The 18195-nt window shown below is 61.7% G+C and carries 12 protein-coding genes and 2 pseudogenes; 8 read left to right on the top strand and 6 right to left on the bottom strand.

The annotated features are described in order from the left end of the window. The first annotated feature begins 43 nt into the window (after window positions 1-43). From I1A62_RS00975 to I1A62_RS00960, 3 genes are all read left to right on the top strand, one after another. Complete coding sequence (locus tag I1A62_RS00975; protein ID WP_219453518.1) at window positions 44-853, top strand: SDR family NAD(P)-dependent oxidoreductase; 810 nt, start codon at window positions 44-46, stop codon at window positions 851-853. A gap of 868 nt (window positions 854-1721) precedes the next feature. Beyond that, the gene (locus I1A62_RS00970; RefSeq protein WP_219454982.1) at window positions 1722-2105 is read left to right on the top strand and encodes a transposase; all 384 of its coding nucleotides are present in this window, start codon (window positions 1722-1724) and stop codon (window positions 2103-2105) included. Between the two features lie 395 nt (window positions 2106-2500). Next, a protein-coding gene (locus tag I1A62_RS00960) for an IS3 family transposase (RefSeq protein WP_374710692.1) occupies window positions 2501-3621 on the top strand; the annotation gives its coding sequence in 2 pieces (ribosomal slippage) (window positions 2501-2768 and window positions 2768-3621; 1122 coding nt in all). Window positions 3622-3982: 361 nt separating this feature from the next. On the opposite strand, the gene I1A62_RS00955 is transcribed toward I1A62_RS00960, so the two are convergent. After that, window positions 3983-4504, bottom strand: coding sequence for a flavin reductase family protein (locus I1A62_RS00955; RefSeq protein ID WP_219453516.1), 522 nt, complete (start codon window positions 4502-4504; stop codon window positions 3983-3985). 260 nt (window positions 4505-4764) lie between these two features. On the opposite strand from I1A62_RS00955, the gene I1A62_RS00950 reads away from it, so the two are divergent. Beyond that, window positions 4765-5283 (top strand): FadR/GntR family transcriptional regulator, encoded by a 519-nt coding sequence (locus I1A62_RS00950; RefSeq protein ID WP_219453515.1) that lies wholly within the window; start codon window positions 4765-4767, stop codon window positions 5281-5283. Between the two features lie 15 nt (window positions 5284-5298). Here the strand turns inward: I1A62_RS00950 and I1A62_RS00945 are convergent, their stop codons facing one another. The 3 genes from I1A62_RS00945 to I1A62_RS00935 all read right to left on the bottom strand — a co-directional run bounded on the left by I1A62_RS00945 (window position 5299) and on the right by I1A62_RS00935 (window position 10207). After that, a complete protein-coding gene (locus I1A62_RS00945) occupies window positions 5299-6582 on the bottom strand; it encodes an IS256 family transposase (protein ID WP_219453482.1) in 1284 nt (427 codons plus the stop codon). A 636-nt stretch (window positions 6583-7218) separates the two neighbouring features. After that, the gene (locus I1A62_RS00940) at window positions 7219-8973 is read right to left on the bottom strand and encodes an FAD-dependent oxidoreductase (protein ID WP_219453514.1); all 1755 of its coding nucleotides are present in this window, start codon (window positions 8971-8973) and stop codon (window positions 7219-7221) included. A 28-nt stretch (window positions 8974-9001) separates the two neighbouring features. Beyond that, window positions 9002-10207 carry an acyl-CoA dehydrogenase family protein gene (locus I1A62_RS00935; RefSeq protein ID WP_219453513.1) on the bottom strand — a complete coding sequence of 402 codons (1206 nt, stop codon included), beginning with the start codon at window positions 10205-10207 and terminating at the stop codon, window positions 9002-9004. A gap of 311 nt (window positions 10208-10518) precedes the next feature. Between I1A62_RS00935 and I1A62_RS00930 the strand changes: the two genes are divergently transcribed. From I1A62_RS00930 to I1A62_RS00920, 3 genes are all read left to right on the top strand, one after another. Beyond that, window positions 10519-11430: a cyclase family protein gene (locus tag I1A62_RS00930; protein ID WP_219453512.1), complete on the top strand. Its 912-nt coding sequence runs from the start codon at window positions 10519-10521 to the stop codon at window positions 11428-11430. 400 nt (window positions 11431-11830) lie between these two features. Continuing rightward, entirely contained in the window at window positions 11831-12718 is an 888-nt protein-coding gene (locus tag I1A62_RS00925) for a nuclear transport factor 2 family protein (protein ID WP_219453511.1), read from the top strand. Window positions 12719-12892: 174 nt separating this feature from the next. Then, entirely contained in the window at window positions 12893-13426 is a 534-nt protein-coding gene (locus tag I1A62_RS00920) for a glutathione peroxidase (protein WP_219453510.1), read from the top strand. Between the two features lie 641 nt (window positions 13427-14067). On the opposite strand, the gene I1A62_RS00915 is transcribed toward I1A62_RS00920, so the two are convergent. Next, window positions 14068-14826, bottom strand: a complete 759-nt coding sequence (locus I1A62_RS00915) for a FadR/GntR family transcriptional regulator (RefSeq protein WP_219453509.1) — start codon at window positions 14824-14826, stop codon at window positions 14068-14070. Window positions 14827-15630: 804 nt separating this feature from the next. On the opposite strand from I1A62_RS00915, the pseudogene I1A62_RS00910 reads away from it, so the two are divergent. Continuing rightward, window positions 15631-16818 (top strand): annotated as a pseudogene (locus I1A62_RS00910) (transposase). Window positions 16819-17201: 383 nt separating this feature from the next. On the opposite strand, the pseudogene I1A62_RS00905 reads toward I1A62_RS00910, so the two are convergent. Next, window positions 17202-18078 (bottom strand): annotated as a pseudogene (locus I1A62_RS00905) (IS5 family transposase). Window positions 18079-18195: the final 117 nt, after the last annotated feature.

Here is an 18195-nt window from a genome sequence, read left to right as displayed (position 1 = left end):
CCGCTCTCGTGTAGTCAATCGCTGATTCTGGACGGAGACCCCAATGACAGAACAAAGCCGAGCGGCGTCAGGACGCCTGGAGAATAAGGTCGCGCTGGTCCTCGGCGCATCCCGGGAAGGCAACATGGGACAGGCCATCGCCCGCGCGTTCGCCGCGGAAGGGGCGAAGGTCGTCGTTGCCGGACGCAACGAACAGCAGTTGAAGACCCTGGCCGACCAGATCGGTGGCGCATGGACGACGTGTGACATCACCGACAAGGACCAAATCCAGGACATGGTCGATTTCGTCCTCCGCAACTACGAGAAACTCGACATCGCAGTGAACGCTGCTGCGGCCTTTGTCCTCAAACCGTTCGAGGAGCACACAGCGGAGGATATCGACGAGATGACCTCGATGCTGTTCAAAGGACCATTCCAGTTGTTGCAGGTTTTGGTCGAGACGATGAAGAGTGGATCGTCCATCATCAACATATCCTCGGCGGCCGCCACGATCGGCTTCGAGAACCACATGGCGTATACAGGCGCCAAGGCCGGCATGGAACATGTCCTGAGAGAGGTTGCGAACGAATACGGATGTTGTGGTATCCGGCTCAACACGATCGCGCCTGGTCTGACCGAGACGCCTCTCTCGGCCGACTATCACCGAACTCCCGGAGTCGTTGACGCATTCGTCAAGGAGTATCCGCTGGGCCGTTTGAATACCGTTGAGGACGTCGCTCATACCGCGGTTTTCCTGGCAGGTGACGAGTGCTTCATGACCGGCCAAACCCTGCAGGTCAACGGCGGCCTGACCCTTCGGCGCAACCCGACCCGCGCCGAGATCGAAGAGCAGATAAGGGAGGCTTGTTCGTGATGAGTGCGGGTGCGATGACCGTACCCCGGAACCGCTGCAGCGGGTCAGCCCCGGAGCCAAACCGAATCACGGCGCGGCGACCACCATATTCGTTTCGAATTCACGTGTTAAGGAGAAATGCATTGTCTACCAATCAATCTGATACGACAACACGCCGCCCCAAGGTTGCATATTTGGCGAGAATCCCGCATAGCGATGAATTGACGCTTCGTGACATTGTCGTTGTCGTTCAGGCCCTCACAGGGCTCTCGTCCGAGAACGCGAGAGCGTGAAATACGTGCGGATAGCGCTCTGTCGGCACGGCGGACGACACGGCACCGGAGCATAACCACCGCCCGATCTCCGGCCGAACAGTCCTGCCGCCCCTGATGCGATCAAAATGCTCGATTGCGGTCTCAGAACCCTGATCCGGACTCATACGTCGCGGTCGAGGTCGGTGCGTGCGGATTCGGCGCAGCGGGCGCGGATGATAGTGTTGGCCGCCGAGAGGGAGTGAATGCCCAGATCGCGCGCATGGTCGGGTCTCGCGGCCGATGACCCTGTGGCGCTCTCGGTACGAGGAGGTCGGGATCGCCGGCCTGGAGGACGAACAACGGTCGAGGCGATCGCGGACGGTGACCACGCCGCGATTGTGACCGCATCGCTGGCTTCGCCGCCGAAGATTCGCGGAGCGACGCATATTCTCGGGTCGCCGACGATGACCCGACTGGAGCAGCCGGTTGCTGGCCGACCGGGTGAAGATCGGTCACACCACGGTCGCGGGCCTGGCACGCGTACGGTGTCAAGCCGTGGCGTAGTGAGACGTTCAAGTTCTTTATCGACCCGGAGCTGGTCGCCAAGGTCACCGACATCGTCGGGCTGTACGTGAATCCGCAGGACAACGCGATCGTGCTGTGCGTGGACGAGAAGTCACAGATCCAGGCCCTGGACATCGCTACCGGCAAGGTCACCGGGCTGCGCATACCGCGCCATCCATCAGGAGTTCCTCGTCTTCCTCAAACGCGTCGCCCGCGCCTACCCGGAGCGGGAGCTGTATCTGGTGATGGACAACTACGCCACTCACAAGAAGGCCGAAGTCCGGGCGTGGCTGGCCGAACATCGCCGTATCCATGTGCGTTTCACGCCCACCTCGGCATCGTGGATGAACCTGGTGGAGGTGTGGTTCGGGATTATCGAACGTCAGGCCATCCTTGACGGAACCTTCGGTTCCGTCAAGGATCTGACCACTAAGATCCGCGCCTTCATCAACTGATGGAACACCAGCTGCGCGCCGTTCGTCACCGGGCCGTGGAGTTCAAGAAGTTCCTCACCGCAATCGACAAGGCCGTCCCTGACGAGTTGGACGTGCATCTCGTCTGCGACAACCTGACCACCCACAAACGCCGGCAGTGGGCGACTGGCTGGCCAAGCGCCCACGTTGTCACGTCCACTTCACCCCGACCGGGTCCTCCTGGATCAATCAGGTCGAGCGGCGGTTCGCGTTCCTGACCGATCAGCTGCTCCACCATCGTGTACACAAAAGCGTTGCAGAACTGGAGGAAAACGTTCGAAACTGGATCAAGACCTGTGGCATGCCCCCGGTGAATGGGGCCACTCTGTTTTAGAGTCTTGTTGCCCGTGAACTGGGCGGATAGGACGATGGAGAACATGGCTGGACGGAAGCGGAACTCCGCAGAGGACATCGTGCGCAAACTGCGCCGTGCCGACGAGCTCACTGCTGCTGGTAAGACGCAGGAGGAGATCGCTGCGGAGCTTGAGGTGTCGGCAGCGACGATGTACAACTGGCGCCGCCAGTACGGCGGGATGGACACCGACGCAGCGAAGGAACTCAAGGAGCTGCGCGAGCAGAACAGCAAGCTCAAGCGGCTGCTCGCCGATGCCGAGCTGGAGAAGGACGCGCTGCGGGAGGTAGCGAAGGGAAAATTCTGAGTCCAGCTGCCAAACGCCGCGCGGTCGACATGCTCGTCTCCACGATGAGCATGTCGAAGCGGTTGGCATGCAGAGCGGTTGGGCTCGCCCGCTCCACTTACGCCCGAACACCTCTCGCTCAGACACCAGCAGACCCCGATGCCGCTCTGAGAGCGACGTTGCGCGAATACGCCCGCACGCATCCGCTGCATGGTTTCCGTCGCGCCTGGGCGCATCTGAGGCACGATCAGGGCGCTGTGGTGAACAAGAAGAAGGTCCACCGGCTGTGGAAGGAGGAAGGCCTTCAGGTTCGGATTCACCATCCACGCAAACGGTCCGGTGTCAGCTCGTGCCCGCAGATCGAAGCCGACGCCCCGCAGGTGGTGTGGGCTATTGATTTCCAGTTCGACTCCACCATCGACGGGAAAGCGATCAAGATCGCCTCGATGATCGACGAGCACACGAGGCAGTCGCTGCTGAACATCGTGGAGCGGTCGATCACCGCGCAGCGGTTGACCGACGAGTTGGGTAAGGCATTCGCGTTGTGGGGCGGACCGCCGCTGGTGCTTCGAATGGACAACGGTCCGGAGTTCATTTCGACTGTGCTGCAGCAGTTCTGCAGGGATCGGGTAGGGATCTCGTACATTCCGCCGGGCACGCCGTGGAACAACGGGCACATCGAATCATTCAATAATCGTTTGCGGAAGGAATGCTTGAACCGGAATCACTGGACGAGCCTGCTCGAAGCTCGGGTGGTGATCGAGGACTTCAAGGACGACCACAACCATCGGCACAGGCACTCGTCGCTGGGCTACCTCACGCCGGCCGAGTACGCTGCCCACTGCACCCACACCCACTAACCGGTGGGCGGGTGCGAGATCGACTGAACTTCTACAATCGCGACTCTAGAACGACGTGGTCCGACTATCGGGGACCTGCCACCTGGAATGACGACCCGAAGCCGTTTGCCTGGCACAAGACCGCCGAGGAGATCCTCGATTCCCTCGCCAAATAGATCTCACGAATTTCTGAGGCGGGGCACTAAATTAACCCGCATCTCCCACGGCGGTCCTACGCCACCACACGAACCACCCTGGTTTCGACTTTCCGAAGGTCTACGCGCTGCGTGGGCGTCCCTCTCGGCGGGAGTGCGGACTCCACACCGACGGCCAGTCCGCACCCGGCACCATTCGCTTCTCTCACTCGGCGCACAACTGCCTGTCAAGCAGCGGTTTGCTTATCCCCGATAGTGACGAAGTCACTGCAGTGGAAGACGAGCGGCAGGCGAGGCGCCACTACGTCGACGCTATGAACGTCCATGACGGCCAGGACGTGGTCACCTGCTTGATGTTCACTCCGAAGCGCGCATTCGAAGTACCCGACACCGCCACCGATTCGAATGGCGTCGGAGTCGAACGCTGCGTAGTCAAGATCTTTGAAACGGTCAGGTCCAGGAGTCGCCAGACTGCGCGCGATGATTCCCTGCGACTCGCTGAGGATGGTGACTCCGAGTCGCGGACGGTCCCGAAGCGTGTTCCAGGAACGGGAGCCGTTCTGCAACGAAACCGCAACCAGCGGCGGATCCAACGAGACGGGAATGAATGTGCTGAGGACCGTTCCAACGGGTTCCTCGTCGACGAGAGCGCAAAGTGCAACCACGCCACTGGGGACGTGCCCGAACGACTTACGCAGCACTGATGCGCTGAATGCCATAGGCGTCTCGTGGCTTTCCATTGACTTCATCTCAACTCCCTTTTGTAGTGATGTCGCGTTCGGTCCTCGAACCACGTGCACCTTCGATGGTGCTGTTTACCAGGGGCCCGCGGTCGTCGGTGACTACGTCCAATTCTCTCGAACTCGGCGCCGAGCGGCGCGATTGTATCCAAGAAAATAGGTCCCTATTTCTTCCTGCGAATATCCGATTCGATGATGTTCATGCGCTGTGTTAATCGACCGTATCGTGATCGCGGGCTGTCAAATAGAAACCTAATAAGGAGCAGGCTATGCCCAATCAATCATTCGACGTGGTAGGCGACAAGGTGGGTACCTCCACGGCGGACAAGATTGCCCGGTGGATTGTCTCGGAGGGGTGGCCCGTCGGCATGTCCCTCGGGACTGAGACGGAGTTGATGAACCGGTTTGTTGTGAGCCGTGGAGTGTTTCGTGAGGCAGTCCGGATTCTCGAGCAGCAAGGCGTGGTCGAGATGCGTCGGGGCCGCGGCGGAGGTCTCCGAGTGAGCGCACCAAATGACGGTGGAATCGTCCAGGCGGCGACACGGTACCTGACATTCCGTCGGGTGCGTCCGGAACAACAACTTGAGGCGCGGATCGTGATTGAGCTCTCGCTGCTTCCGTTGATTATCGATCGAATGAACAACGAGAACGAACGTACACTTCGTGCCGCCCTGACTGACGAGTGCCTCGACCTGACTCATCCGGGTCCGCCTCCCACCTCACACCACTACCGGGGATTTCACACGGTGCTCGCGTCGCTTGCCGGGTCTGTCCAGATAACGGTGTAACTGGTTGATTTTTAGCTACTTTCGTCCGGCGGACAGGCGTCCGTCGAAGGTGATCTCGAAGGCGTTCAGTGCTGCCTTCCAACGGTTGGACCAGCGCTGGCGGGCAGTGCCTTTGGGGTCGAGGCTCATGATGGCCAGGAACACGCATTTCAGGGCCGCCGCCTCGGTCGGGAAGTGGCCGCGGGCCTTGACAGCTCTGCGGATTCGGGCGTTGACGCTCTCGATGGCGTTGGTCGTGTAGATGACCTGCCTGATGGCGTGGTCGAACTGCAGGAACGGCACGAACTCGGCCCAGGCGTTGGTCCACATCCGGATGATCGCGGGATAACGTTTCTCCCATTTGTCGCTGAACTCGGCGAACCGGTCCAGCGCGGCCTGCTCCGACGGCGCGGTGTACACCGGTTTGAGGTCCTTGGCGATCTCGGCCCAGTCCTTGCGGGAGGCGTAGGCGTAGGTGTTCCGGAGGAGGTGGACCACACAGGTTTGCACGATGGTCTGCGGCCACACCTGTGCGATCGAGTCGGGCAGATGCTTGAGACCGTCGCACACGACGATCAGCACATCCTGCACACCACGATTTTTCAGCTCCGACAACACCCGGAGCCAATATTTCGCCCCCTCCCCGTCGCCGTGCTCGCCGGCCCATAATCCGAGGATGTCGCGGGTGCCGTCCACGGTCACCCCCATCACGACGTAGATCGGCCGGTTGGCCACGTTGCCGTCGCGGATCTTGACGTGGATGCAGTCGATGAACAGCACCGGATACACCGGGTCCAGCGGCCTGTTCTGCCACTCGAGCATGCCGTCCATCACCCGTTCGGTGATCGTCGAGATCGTCTGCTTGGACACCTCGGCGCCGTACACCTCGGCCATGTGCGCGGAGATCTCACCCGTCGTCAGTCCCTTGGCCGACAGCGAGATCACCATGTCTTCCACCCCGGTCAGCCGCCGCTGCCGCTTGGCCACGATCTTCGGCTCGAAACTCGACTCCCGATCGCGGGGCACCTCCAGCTCGACCGGCCCGGCCTCGGTCAACACGGTCTTGGCGCGTCTGCCATTACGGGAGTTGCCGCTTCCCCGCCCGACCGAGTCATTCTTGCCGTAGCCGAGGTGATCGTCCATCTCACCCTCGAGCGCAGACTCGACCACCAGCTTGGTCAACTTCGCCAGCAACCCACCCTCACCGGTGAGCTGCAAGCCGTCGGCCCGGGCCTGATCCACCAACTCCTGCAGCCGCGCATCGCTGACACCCACACGTGCCGAGTTCGATTCGGCCTCACGATCAATCACATCAGTCATAATGGTGCATCTCCTTTCAGAGTTACACCGTTGTTCTTACAGTCCCCGCTTGCCGGCAATCCGACTCTCGAACTCTATGCTCACGTGCTGGTGTCACTGGTTGCAGAGTCGTACTTCAAAGGAATCACCGATGTCGAGAGGCGGCGAGACCTTGTGGATCTGCACGACCGACACACACTGGTTGCCGAAGCGATTCTGGACAGGGACGTCGAGAGAGCAAGCCGTGAGCTCGAGAGAGACTTGACCCACACACTGGGGTTCTTCGCAGACGCACCAGAGCGTGGGGTCCGGAAGTAGGTCGTCCACCGTGCGAATAAAACGACGGCGTCGCGGCGCCAACACAAGTGCCAGCCAACAGCACAAAGGTATGTGCACAGGAAGCGCAAGCCCACATGGGTGGACGGACCACAGCGCGGACCGCGAATCAGGCGCAGCGGTCGACATGCGCGGCGTCAAGTCCACAGAGCAGCGCCGTCCTACGGTGATAACACGGTAGGACGGCGATTCTGGTGAGCACGCATGCGAGGGTTCGTGGTCGTATACCTACCATCGCTACGAGCCCAGGCTGTTGAGCGTAATTTTCAAACGTTTGAGCACCGGCATCCAGCTTGGACGTCGTATTGCCATCCGCGGTATCTACTCCGAGGTAGCGACGCTCTCCGCGGCACTGCAGGCAGCTATGGTGACTTCGTTCGCAATGTCGTTGGCGGCGACAAACCCAAATGTCATCGTTGGGCTCAGGGTCGCGCCCGCCCCCGCATAGCTGTATCCCATCACCGAGGCTGTCGTGTTACCGGTCGCGTACAGCCCTCGAATCGGAGTGCCATCGGCACGGAGTGCTCGGGCCCGTTCGTCAGTAACTAGGCCACCGTTCGTGCCGAAGTCCGCCAGCGTGAGTTTGAAGGCATAGTAGGGGCCGTCCTCGTCGATCGGTGTGAGGTTGGGGTTCGGCAATGTGATATCACCGTTGTAGTTGTCGTAGATGCTCTCGCCCCGGTGGAAGTCCTCGTCCACACCCTGCTTTGCCAACTCGTTGAAACGGTCAAACGTCTCTCGCAGCCTACTGCGGGGCACTCCGATCTTGACCGCAAGATCTTCGATGCTGCCAGCGGTCTCGACAGCGTCCGAATCCAGCCAACTTGCAGGCATCCGTCGGCCGGTCGGTGCAGGGGCGAAGGGGATCTTGGGCAGTGGGAGGTGACCGAAGATGACATACCGATTCCAGGAGCGGTGGTCTGTGATGAGCCACGATTCCATGCGGTCTGCGCCGGACTCATCGCTGGTCATCATCGCTCGCCCGAACTCGGAGTAGGGTGTCGCCTCATTGATGTAGCGCTTGCCGACTGAGTTGACGATGAACTGGGCGGGCATCATCCGCTCGTTGAGCGCGTGAATCGAGCCACCCGCGCGGTGGACGTTGGGGTACCACCACGCGCTGTCCATCAATCCGACGTCTGCCCCCACCTGCTGGCCAGCAAGGATGCCATCTCCCGTGTTGGATGTGGCGCCGTAGCTGCGGGGAGATTCGAGGAAAGGGTGGAACTTTGCGCGCATCTCCGGGCTGTGGTCGAATCCACCGGACGCGAGGATGACACCCCCTCGGGTTCGGACTCGACGGTCGACACCCTCGTGTCGGACGACCGCACCGATGACGGAGCCGTCTTGGTCGGTAATGAGCGACTGTAAGGGGGAGGCCAGCCACATCTCGAGGTTCTGTTCACGGAAGGCAAGCATGAAGCGGGCCATGAGGGCCTGTCCGATGGCGACCTTCCGTTCCCCGAGCAATCGGGCACGGAGTGTGCGTCCGATCAACTTGAGGAACACCCCCTTGCCCTTCCACGACTGATGCAGACGATAGAAGTGGCGGAGCTCCTCGGGGGCGATCCACATTCCCTTCGGAGGTCCCGCGAGCGAGGATAGTAGGGACTTTTCATCGGCGCCGAGTTCACGGAGATCAATCTGTCGGATGTTGATGACGCTTCCCTCCGACGAGCCGCCAGGGAGTTCGGGGAAGTAGTCTGGATATCCCGCCTTCCACATGAACTGCATACGGGGGCTAATCTTTTCGAGGAAGTCCATCATCCGGGGTGCGTTGTCGACGAACGCGCGGATCCGCGCCTCACTCACCTCGCCATCGGTGAGGGTGCGCAGGTAGGTGACGACGTCCTCGGGGTCGATCGTGTGCCCGGCTCTGACCTGCGCAGGTGCGCCAGGAATCCACACCCCACCTCCGGACAGCGCGCTTGTACCCCCGAATTGGTCCGCCTTCTCGATAAGGAGCGGCTCCAGTCCGCGAGCCTTCGCCGCGAGAGCAGCAGTGAATCCACCAGCCCCTGACCCGACCACGAGAATGTCCACGGTTCGTTCGAAACCTGAATCCGTCTCACTCATCCGTCATACCTCCACGTTCTTGGGACGCTCACAGGTCCTGCCACGTACGGATCAGGGACCTTCCGGCATCGACGGCGGTGATGTTGTCGATGAGGAGATGCTGGGTTACCACGTTGGCATCGCGGACCGTCCTACCCAGAGCGCTCGGGTTTCGGAACGCCTGGCTCGCTGCCCAGATGCGCGCAAATGAGATGACCTGCTCTAGTGCATGGTGCGCGTGGGTGGCAGAGTGCTGCATCCGAACCCGGATCTCGTCGGTGAGGTGCAGATCCTCCGTTGCCTGTCGCTGTGCCTCAGTGCAGGTCGTGACGAGATAGGCGCGAGCGCTTTGGTACGCAGCGTCCGCTTTGGCGAACTCGAACTGGAACACGGGATATTCGTCGACCGGCACGGGATACCCCCGCCGTGGCTTCCCGCGGGTAATAACAGCAACCTCTCGGAGCGCCCTACGCATGACTCCAAGTGCGACCGCCGCGTGGCCGGCGACAGCGAACGCGTCCTTGCCGATGAGGAAGATGCCCTCGCTACGAACGGGATCGATCGAGTACGCATCCATGACACGACGGTCGGGAATGAACACATCCTCCACACGCATGTCATGACTGCCGGTGCCCTTCAACCCAGTGACATCCCAGTTGGGAAGAATGGTGACGGCGCCACGATCTGCAGCACCGAATCTGGTGATCTTCTTCCCATTCGCGTCCAACACGGGGTCGCCGGCATCGTCGACTACGGCGAATCCGACACCGAACCAATCGGCGTGGGTACACCCACTCGCGAACGGCCACTGGCCGGTTACGCGATAACCTCCCTCCACGCGAACTCCCATGCCGCCGGGGAACGCGTGGCCAATCGGAATGCCCTTCATCGAGCCACCGAACATCTCCCTCGGCCCCTCTGCCGGCATGTAGCCAGTCATCAGGTAGGCCGCGACCGACGATGCCATCGTGATCCACCCGGTGGACGCGTCCGCGAACGAGATCGCCTCGGTGACCTCAACATAGTCAAGGATATTTCCGGTTCCACCCTCGCTCGGCGGAAGTGCCGCCCACAACAGCCCGTCGCTGCGGAGCGCGTCGACGACCTCTGGCGAGATCGTCCCCGTACGTTCGATCTCGTCCGCGGCGCTCTCGATGATCGGTGCGAGCTGGTGTGCCTTCTCGGCAAACGACCCACTGCGTGGCGGCGCGGACGCCTCGCGTGCTGTACCGCTCTCGAGCGTGCTCGATGACATGGAACTCTCCTCTACTTCGATGTCGACGCTGAATCACGCACCTGTGCACAGTGTGACGTCGCAATTCGGCAAGCCGCTGATGTTGTGGCGCTGCCGCTGTGCATGCCTTCTCGAAGCGCACGCAACTGGCGATTCTTACAAACGGCCACGGGATGCGGTCTATGTGATCTTGCGTCCGGCGTCGACTAGAGGTCAATCAAGCTCTCAAATAGGCCTCTATTTATAGCCCGCACAGGAAGTATTTTGTACTGCATACGCCGGTAGCTGTGAGGCATATTGGTGCGCTATTCGACCGATCGAGGAGGTAAAGGATGGGCCCTGAGGGCACAGGCTCAACAGCCTGGGGGCGTTGGGGCGAGGAAGACGAACGCGGAGCCCTCAACCTACTGACCCCGGAGCGGATCCTCGCCTCGATCGGTTCGATCAGTCACGGTCGGGTCTTCCCGCTCGGATTGCCTGTTCGACGGGACGGGGTGCCGTTCTTCGAGCGCCGAGGTGCCACGCAGCGACTCACCCTCTATAACGCCCAAGACGCGGACCAGTGGGCCGAGTCGGGTGCTCCTGCTGGTGCGGGGGCGAATGCCGACTTGTTGATCAGCCCGATGCACAATGGCACCCACATCGACGCGCTCGCCCACGTTTTTGACGACGGCAAGATCTACAACGGGTTCGCGAGCGAATCGTTCACAGTTGCGGGCGGCGCATCTCGTTGCGGTATCGACAAGGTCGGCGGAATAGTCGGCCGTGCAGTGCTCCTCGACATTCCAGCCAGCCAAGGCTTGCGCTACCTCGAACCGGGAACCCCCGTCACTGCGGAGATGATTGTTCAGGCCGAGAAGCGGCAGGAATCGTCAATCGGAATGGGGGACATCGTGCTCCTGCACACCGGCTGGATGCGCTACTTCTTCGAAGAAACTGCGAAGGGCGCGAAAGTGGACCTCGCCGTGCAACCTGGGCTCGGGCCATGTGGAGGCGACTTGCTGATCGACCGTGACGTTGCGGCCGTTGGTGCCGACAACCTCGCCGTCGAAGTTATGTCTCAGCAGAGTTCCTTCATCGAACTTCATCGTAAAATGCTTGTCCAACACGGTATTACCTTTGTTGAGGGCCTCAACTTGCAAGATGCGATCAGTGCTGAGGCGAAGGTCGGAATGCTTGTCATCGCGCCACTGATGATCTCCGGAGGCAGTGGCAGCCCTGTAAATCCACTGCTCATCGTGTAGTGGGGCGGTGTCCGGTTGCGCGGTGAGGCAAAGGATTCGGCGGTCAGTGCGAGCAATGCCGCACAGGATGGTACCCCCATGCAAGGGCTTCTACAGTGCGATCGGATGCGTGAAATCGGATACCTGTCATGACTACCGCTAGGCGGCGTAGGAGCTCGCGACTCGTGAATGTCGGCAACCAATACGCCCAGTCCAATTCGGCTAGAGCCCGGCTGCCTGGGTTGGAATACTGCTGTGCGGGAGTATGTTTCGGCCAATGCGTGGCGGCGTCGATGCTTGACAATCGGCCCGCTTGCGACGAGAGTGCATGATGCCGGTGATCCAGTTCACACTAACCATGGGGCCGGCCTTCCGATGCCGGTCGGGCGTGAGCTCGACTGAAGAGAGAAAGTAGTTTCCTATGACCAGCACTGTTGTCCGGGGTGGCCGTTTGGCCGCAGCCGCCGATCAGCTTCGCGTAGCTGAGCAGATGCTTTTCGCGCAGCAGCAGTCCGATCATCACATCGCCATCGAGATCACCGAGGATATCGACAACATCATCGGAACCTTGGCGGAGGAGGGTCCGTACGCCTACACCCTGATGGCGGAGACTCTCGAGGACGGAAAGATTCGGCAGCGTCTCGTCCAGAGTAGGGACGGGATCCGCGAGTCGTACGTCGATCTCCACGACGCGGTCGGGCTGCGCAAGTGGACCTCGACGACCCAGTTCCTCTCGACCTGGTACAACTTCCACGCGGGATGGGCCCAGGTGGAATCGAAGACCGATGGACAACGGTCCGACGTCGAGTCACTTGTTCTTTTCCCGACCATGGGCACCACTGGCATCACGGGAGAACTGTTCTGGCTTCGCGCAACCACCGGCGGCGACCGGCGGGAGGGTCAGTCCGTCGGCGAACTGCGTCAGGAACTGCTGAACGACCACGACGCGTACCTCGACGCCGCTCGGGCCGGTGACGTCGACGCGATGCTCGCGACGACGGCCACCGACGCGCAGATCGGCGTCCGGGACTACCTCAGCGACACACCCGGCTCGATGGTGGAACTCGATGGCAGTGCCGCGGCTGCGGACTACCTCCGAAAGTTCTTCGCCGCGTACACGATCGAACGTATCGATGTCGTCCAGCGGCACGTCGAAGAATGGTACGTGTTCGCCGAGCTGCGTTGGATTCTAACCTCTGTCGCGGACGGCAGCCGCTCGACGTTTCTCACCGCCGATTACGCCGAGATCGGCCCCGACCACAAGACCATCGCACGCATCGGCCACGGAACCGAACAAGTCCAACTCTGACCGCACACTGGATCGATCAACCACCCGGCTCCGAAGGTGGCAGGGGCTGGGTGGTTGGCCAGTCTCGAGACCCGGCGTGAGGTCAGTCAGCCGAGTACGTGGACTGCTTTCGTTCCACTTTGGTCGTCGAACCCGACGGCTTGGCTCGGAGCCAAACGAACCATTGGAGATAACGTGAATGTCCACGACTATTCTGTCCGCACTGCTGAAGGCACCATCGAGAATCTGCGCGTGCACCGCGGCAAGCTGCTGCTGATAGTCAATGTCGCGAGCAAGTGCGGTTTGACCCCCCAATACGAGGGGCTCGAGACCTTGAACCGAGAGTATTCTGGCCGTGGCCTTCAGATCGTCGGGTTCCCGTGCAATCAGTTCGGAGGCCAGGAGCCCGGGACCGACGCTGCTATTCAGGATTTCTGCCGCACGAACTTTGATGTGAAGTTCCCGGTCTATGCAAAGGTCGATGTCAATGGCGACAATGCCGACCCCCTGTATGAGTATCTTCGCTCGCAGGCTCCGGGAGACTTCGCTCCGGACGGAGGATTTCTTTACGAGCACGTGAGCAAGACTCGACCGGAGTCGATCGGTACCGACGAAGTTAAATGGAACTTCACGAAGTTTCTGATAGACCGCGATGGTGGAGTCATCCGTCGATTCGAGCCGATGGTTACCCCTGAGGAAGTCGGCAGAGAAATCGGCGAGTTGCTCTAACCCCGCTGCCGCGCGGCAACACGACGTGACCAAGGACAGGGTCTTCGGAGGCGAGATGGTCTGTGCGAGAACCACTTCGTAGCTTCCGCTCGCAACAGGCGACCGAGGTTCGGACGTCTTATTCGAGCCGTCCGGCATCGGCAAACCCCCACTGCAGCGGCGATCGATGTGCTTTGCGCTGCAGGACATGCAGTGATCCAGGCGCGGTTCCCTAACGACGTGCCTGCGCATGGTGCCCTTCCGCATTGTAAGCGAAGGTGCTCACGGCGCCTTGTCAACATCGCCGTGGGCTATGCCAAGGTCTCCACGACGCCGGCATCGACGACCGAATCCGTGCCGGGCGCGCTGATAGGCAACCGCATTTCGGTCCGGCGTGCTCGACGCAGGAGCCGAACAGCCGCTCGGAGGCGCGGTGAATATGGTCACGTCCGCTCCGTCTGAGAGCAAAATCGAGGTGCCGGAGCTCGGACTCGAAATGGACCCCGGCCGCCAAATGCGATGTATCAACGTGGCGTAGAACGGGTTGCGGTAAGCGTCAATCGAACTTGGCAGGGTTCTCCGATCCCGTGACCAGGGTGGCATGGTCGCAGTAGATTGCGCCCAGCGCGGAAGAATGCGCGCTGGGCGTCGTCGCCTCTGTCTTACTGCCAGTCGAGGATCTCCTCGTGTGCTTTGACTGGTGGGTAGTGGCTCATGTGCTCAGCCATCAGCTGCTCGGCTTGTTCAGCATCGCCACGAATGATCGCTTCTCCCAGTGGTATATGTTCGCTCGTCAACTGCTTCCATGTTCGGGAGTGTTCCTGCTCGGACCGCCTTGGATTAAGGATGAATTGAAGTGAGACGCTGAGGGGACCAAGCACGGGCTCGTGGCTGATGACTGCAACCAGGCGGTGGAACGCTAGACTCTCGGCTAGGAGATCGCTTCCTCTCGGCCAGGGCTGGTCGGTTCGGTGTATTAGCTCAGCAAGCTGCTGGCGTTCGGCTTCGGTGGCGTTGAGGGCGGCCAGTCGTGCCAGTGTTGGTTCAATTGACCTGCGGGCCGAGGATACGTCCGCATAGGTCACTCGCCGAGACATGAAATGCAGCGACAACTGGCTGGCTAGGTTGCTGGTGTCGCTACGCCTGACCTTCGGGCCACCGCTACGCCCAGGCTTGATTGTGATCAAGCCATTGACCTCGAGGATCCGCAGTGCCTCTCGCAAGGTGGGGCGGCCGACTCGGTACTGCTCCAGCATCGCGGGCTCGGGAGGTAGTGAGGCACCCTCGCTGAGGCCCCGCTGCACAATGTCGCGGACGATTGCTCGCGCAATTTGGCTCGCAACTTTTTCGCCGGACGCTCGTTCGATGACGAATCCCTTGGGGTCGTCAGCCGGCAATGTGTCAGTGGGTGGTTCGGCCATGTCAATAATGGTAAGTGCCGAGTCGGCCACCGGGGACTGGGCATCATGGGACGGTGTCATGTCTGCCTCAAGTTCTCTGAGTACCGTGAAGTGCCTCCGGGTCTGATCGAGACATCCAAAGCTCGCAAGGATGTTTCACATAGTCGCACGGAACTACCTCGATGAGGTGCGCCAGCGTGCTGCCCTTGGCAGTGGAGGACAAGTCCACGACCTGGGCGGTGCCCTCAAACGCATCGAGGACGGCTCGGTGTTCTCGGAAGCGGCTTCGGGCCGGGCCGGGCCGACCAGTAGGTCTGGGCGGGCGCCGACAGAACGTTACTCGTTATCTGTCCGCAAAGCACGTGTCGCTCGCCACTCAGCGATGTTGGCGGCGTATCCGCTCCATCCTCCTCTACTCGACACCGTCGGCAGCCCCGATGGCTTCTGCGGCGGGATTCGCGTCGGAGAGAATGCCGATAGCGCGCCCGGGCTAATCGTACGACACAGCGCTGGGGCGCCGAACCCGACTTCACAGCGCGCGTCGGCGGCAGGTCCACGAGGGAGTGGAGATCAGCGAGCCTTCGACAGGTAAATGCCCGTCCACGGCAAGCTGATCACTGGAACCGCTGGCCGGTGAGCACTGTTTCCGCCTGGAGTGATGATTGATTCCTAGGGCTAGATCGTGCCCCGAACGGTCGGTGAGGTCGCCTGTAGCGCTGATGGGGTGTGTCGTGCCGACGAGCACTGATCAATAGGCCGTCGCTGGGCGCCTCTGGGCTCAAACAGGTTTCATCCAGAAGAGGAGAACCGAAGGAGGGATGATCGATGATCTTCGTCGGAGACGATCGGGCCGAAGACCTTGTGCGACGTGCACTTGATGGATGACACGGAAGGCGGCTGTTGTCGCGTCGGCTGCCGGAAGGGCTCGCCGGCATCCGCACGCTGCAAGAACTGGTAGCCGAGCACGCCGAAGAACCAGGGCAAGTAGTCGTTGGCATCGAAACCGACCGTGGCCTGTGGGTGCAAGCGCTGACGGCCGCCGGGTACCAGGTGTACGCGGTCAACCCGCTCGCAGCGCGCCCGCTACCGCGACCGCCACCACGTCTCCGGCGCGAATTCCGACGCAGGCGACGCCAAGTTGCTCGCGGATCTGGTGCGCACCGACCGGCACAACCAGCGGCCGCTCGCCGGCGAGAGCCCGAACGCCGAGGCGATCAAGGGTCCTCGCCCGCGAACACCAGAACCTGATCTGCCCCCGCACCCGGCACACCAACGCACTGCGCTCAGCGCTGCACGAGTACTACTCGGCCGCGCTGGAGGTATTCGACGACCTGCACGACCGCGACGCGATGGCCGTGCTCGATCGCGCGCCGACACCCGCCGAGGCCACACACCTGACCCTGCCGGCGATCCGCTCCGCCCTCAAAAGGGCTAAGTCGGCACCGGCGGGCCTCGACACCCGGGCCCGCGACATCCAGGCCGGGCTGCGCGGTGAGCAGCTCGCCGCCCACCACCGGTCTCCGCCGCGTTCGCCGCCACCACCCGCGCAGCGGTCGGCCCCATCACCGAGTTGAACCGGCAGATCACCGAACTCGACTCGAGGCGGAACTCGCAAGCATTCTGAAGCACATCCGGACGCCGACCCCTACCGCTTCCTGCGAGGACTTGGTGTGATACTCGGCGCCCGGGTGCTCGGTGAGTTCTTCGGACGTCCCTGATCGCTACACCACCGGCAAGTCTCGTAGAAACTACGCCGGGACCTCCCCGCTGACGGTCGCGTCGGGCAAAGAACGCGCGGTGCTCGCCCGCCACGTCCGAGGGCCGGTGCCTCTACGACGCCATCGATCAATGGGCGTTCTGCGCATTCTCGTCCAGCCCCGGCGCCCGCGAGCTGTACGACCAGCGGCGCCGACGCCGGCACCTCGTCGGCATCCTCCACGGCTGCTCCGCCACCACACCGACTACGACGAACACCTTGCCTGGGACCACCGCCGCACTACCCCGGCTGCTTGACGACTGACAGCCCTGGGATGTTTCTAGCGTCTAGGGGCTGCCCACGGTACAGCTCAGCCCCATCGCGCGGAATCTGTACTCACCGGGCGTGCGGATTCGCGTCATTGACCGCACCAGGTGTGTACGCATCGAACTTGGTCGCGATCGCTCAGTCGAAGGCCTTGCTGATGGCAGGGTGCCCGAAGACGGCAAATCGGTCCCGACGCCCGTTTGTCTGATTCCGTGCAGGACCGGCTTCCGTAGCCACAACCCGCCGCCGCAGCAAGGAGGGAGTTGGCACAGTGGCTCGACTATCGACGTTGGACCCGCTGACTCGCTCAGCCGGAGTTGCGCGGTATAGGCGCAGGCAAGAGACTGGACGCCCGGTTCCTAGAGCGTGTCTGCTATTTGCGGACACGGTGATGAATAACAATCGCGCCAAGGAGTACGCCACCGAGGAAGGTGGTGGCGTACTTGTCGTAACGCGTGGCGATGCCACGCCACTGCTTAAGACGCCCGAAACCACGCTCGACGGTGTTGCGTTCGCGGTAGAGGTCCTTGTCGAATGCAGGCGGTCGACCTCCGTCCGGCCCCTTGGCCTTGCGACGTCGAATCTGGTCACGGCGTTCGGGAATGGTGTGCGCGATTCGGCGTTCCCGCAGATGCTTTCGAGTGCTCGGGTGCGAGTACGCCTTGTCGGCCAGCAGCCGGAACCTTTCGGTGTCGTGAGCGCGATGCGCGTCGAGCAGCGGCGCCAGGTACGGGTTGTCGCCCGCCTGACCCGGCGAGAGCAGCAACGTCAGCGGGCAGCAGAACGTGTCGGTCAGGGCGTGGATCTTGGTGCTCAGCCCACCCCGGGAGCGGCCGAGTGCGTGGTCGGCGGGTTCGTTGGCCAGATTCTTGTCATTCGACCGAGCCCCCTGTGTGCGCATCGGTCAGGGCGCCGGCGGCGTGCTGGTGGGCGCGGACGACGGTCGAGTCGATCGACAACAGACGTTCGAGCTGCCCTTCTCGTTCGGGGGCTGCCGCCCGTACCGCGGCGAACATCCGCACGTAGGTGCCGTCGTCGGACCAGCGGCGATGACGCTCCCAGATCGACTGCCACGGGCCGAAGCATTCGGGCAGATCGCGCCACGGTGACCCGATACGGAATCGCCAGACGATTCCCTCCAGCGTCAACCGATGATCGTTCCATGGACGTCCCCTCCGTCCCGCCAAAGAAGGAAGGACGGGTTCGATCACAGCCCACAGGGCATCGGAAATCTCGTTGGCACGCAACACAGGGACAGTCTCGAGCATCCAACCGCCAATATTTGGCAGACACGCTCTAACCGGCCGCGGGACCCCGTGCCGATCCGTTCGCCATAACGAAGCTTTGACGTAACAGTGAGGCATAAC

The organism is Rhodococcus sp. USK10 (assembly GCF_019378875.1).
Classification (GTDB): domain Bacteria; phylum Actinomycetota; class Actinomycetes; order Mycobacteriales; family Mycobacteriaceae; genus Rhodococcus_F; species Rhodococcus_F pseudokoreensis.
Note: the sequence above shows the minus strand (reverse complement) of the source record. Positions and strands in the feature narration are given on the sequence as shown.

Bases quoted from the DNA above. Each gene is read 5' to 3' on its own strand.
- I1A62_RS00975 (WP_219453518.1), top strand. From the start codon at position 44: ATGACAGAACAAAGCCGAGCGGCGTCAGGACGCCTGGAGAATAAGGTC.
- I1A62_RS00955 (WP_219453516.1), bottom strand. From the start codon at position 4,504: ATGAAGTCAATGGAAAGCCACGAGACGCCTATGGCATTCAGCGCATCA.
- I1A62_RS00950 (WP_219453515.1), top strand. From the start codon at position 4,765: ATGCCCAATCAATCATTCGACGTGGTAGGCGACAAGGTGGGTACCTCC.
- I1A62_RS00945 (WP_219453482.1), bottom strand. From the start codon at position 6,582: ATGACTGATGTGATTGATCGTGAGGCCGAATCGAACTCGGCACGTGTG.
- I1A62_RS00940 (WP_219453514.1), bottom strand. From the start codon at position 8,973: ATGAGTGAGACGGATTCAGGTTTCGAACGAACCGTGGACATTCTCGTG.
- I1A62_RS00935 (WP_219453513.1), bottom strand. From the start codon at position 10,207: ATGTCATCGAGCACGCTCGAGAGCGGTACAGCACGCGAGGCGTCCGCG.
- I1A62_RS00930 (WP_219453512.1), top strand. From the start codon at position 10,519: ATGGGCCCTGAGGGCACAGGCTCAACAGCCTGGGGGCGTTGGGGCGAG.
- I1A62_RS00925 (WP_219453511.1), top strand. From the start codon at position 11,831: ATGACCAGCACTGTTGTCCGGGGTGGCCGTTTGGCCGCAGCCGCCGAT.
- I1A62_RS00915 (WP_219453509.1), bottom strand. From the start codon at position 14,826: ATGGCCGAACCACCCACTGACACATTGCCGGCTGACGACCCCAAGGGA.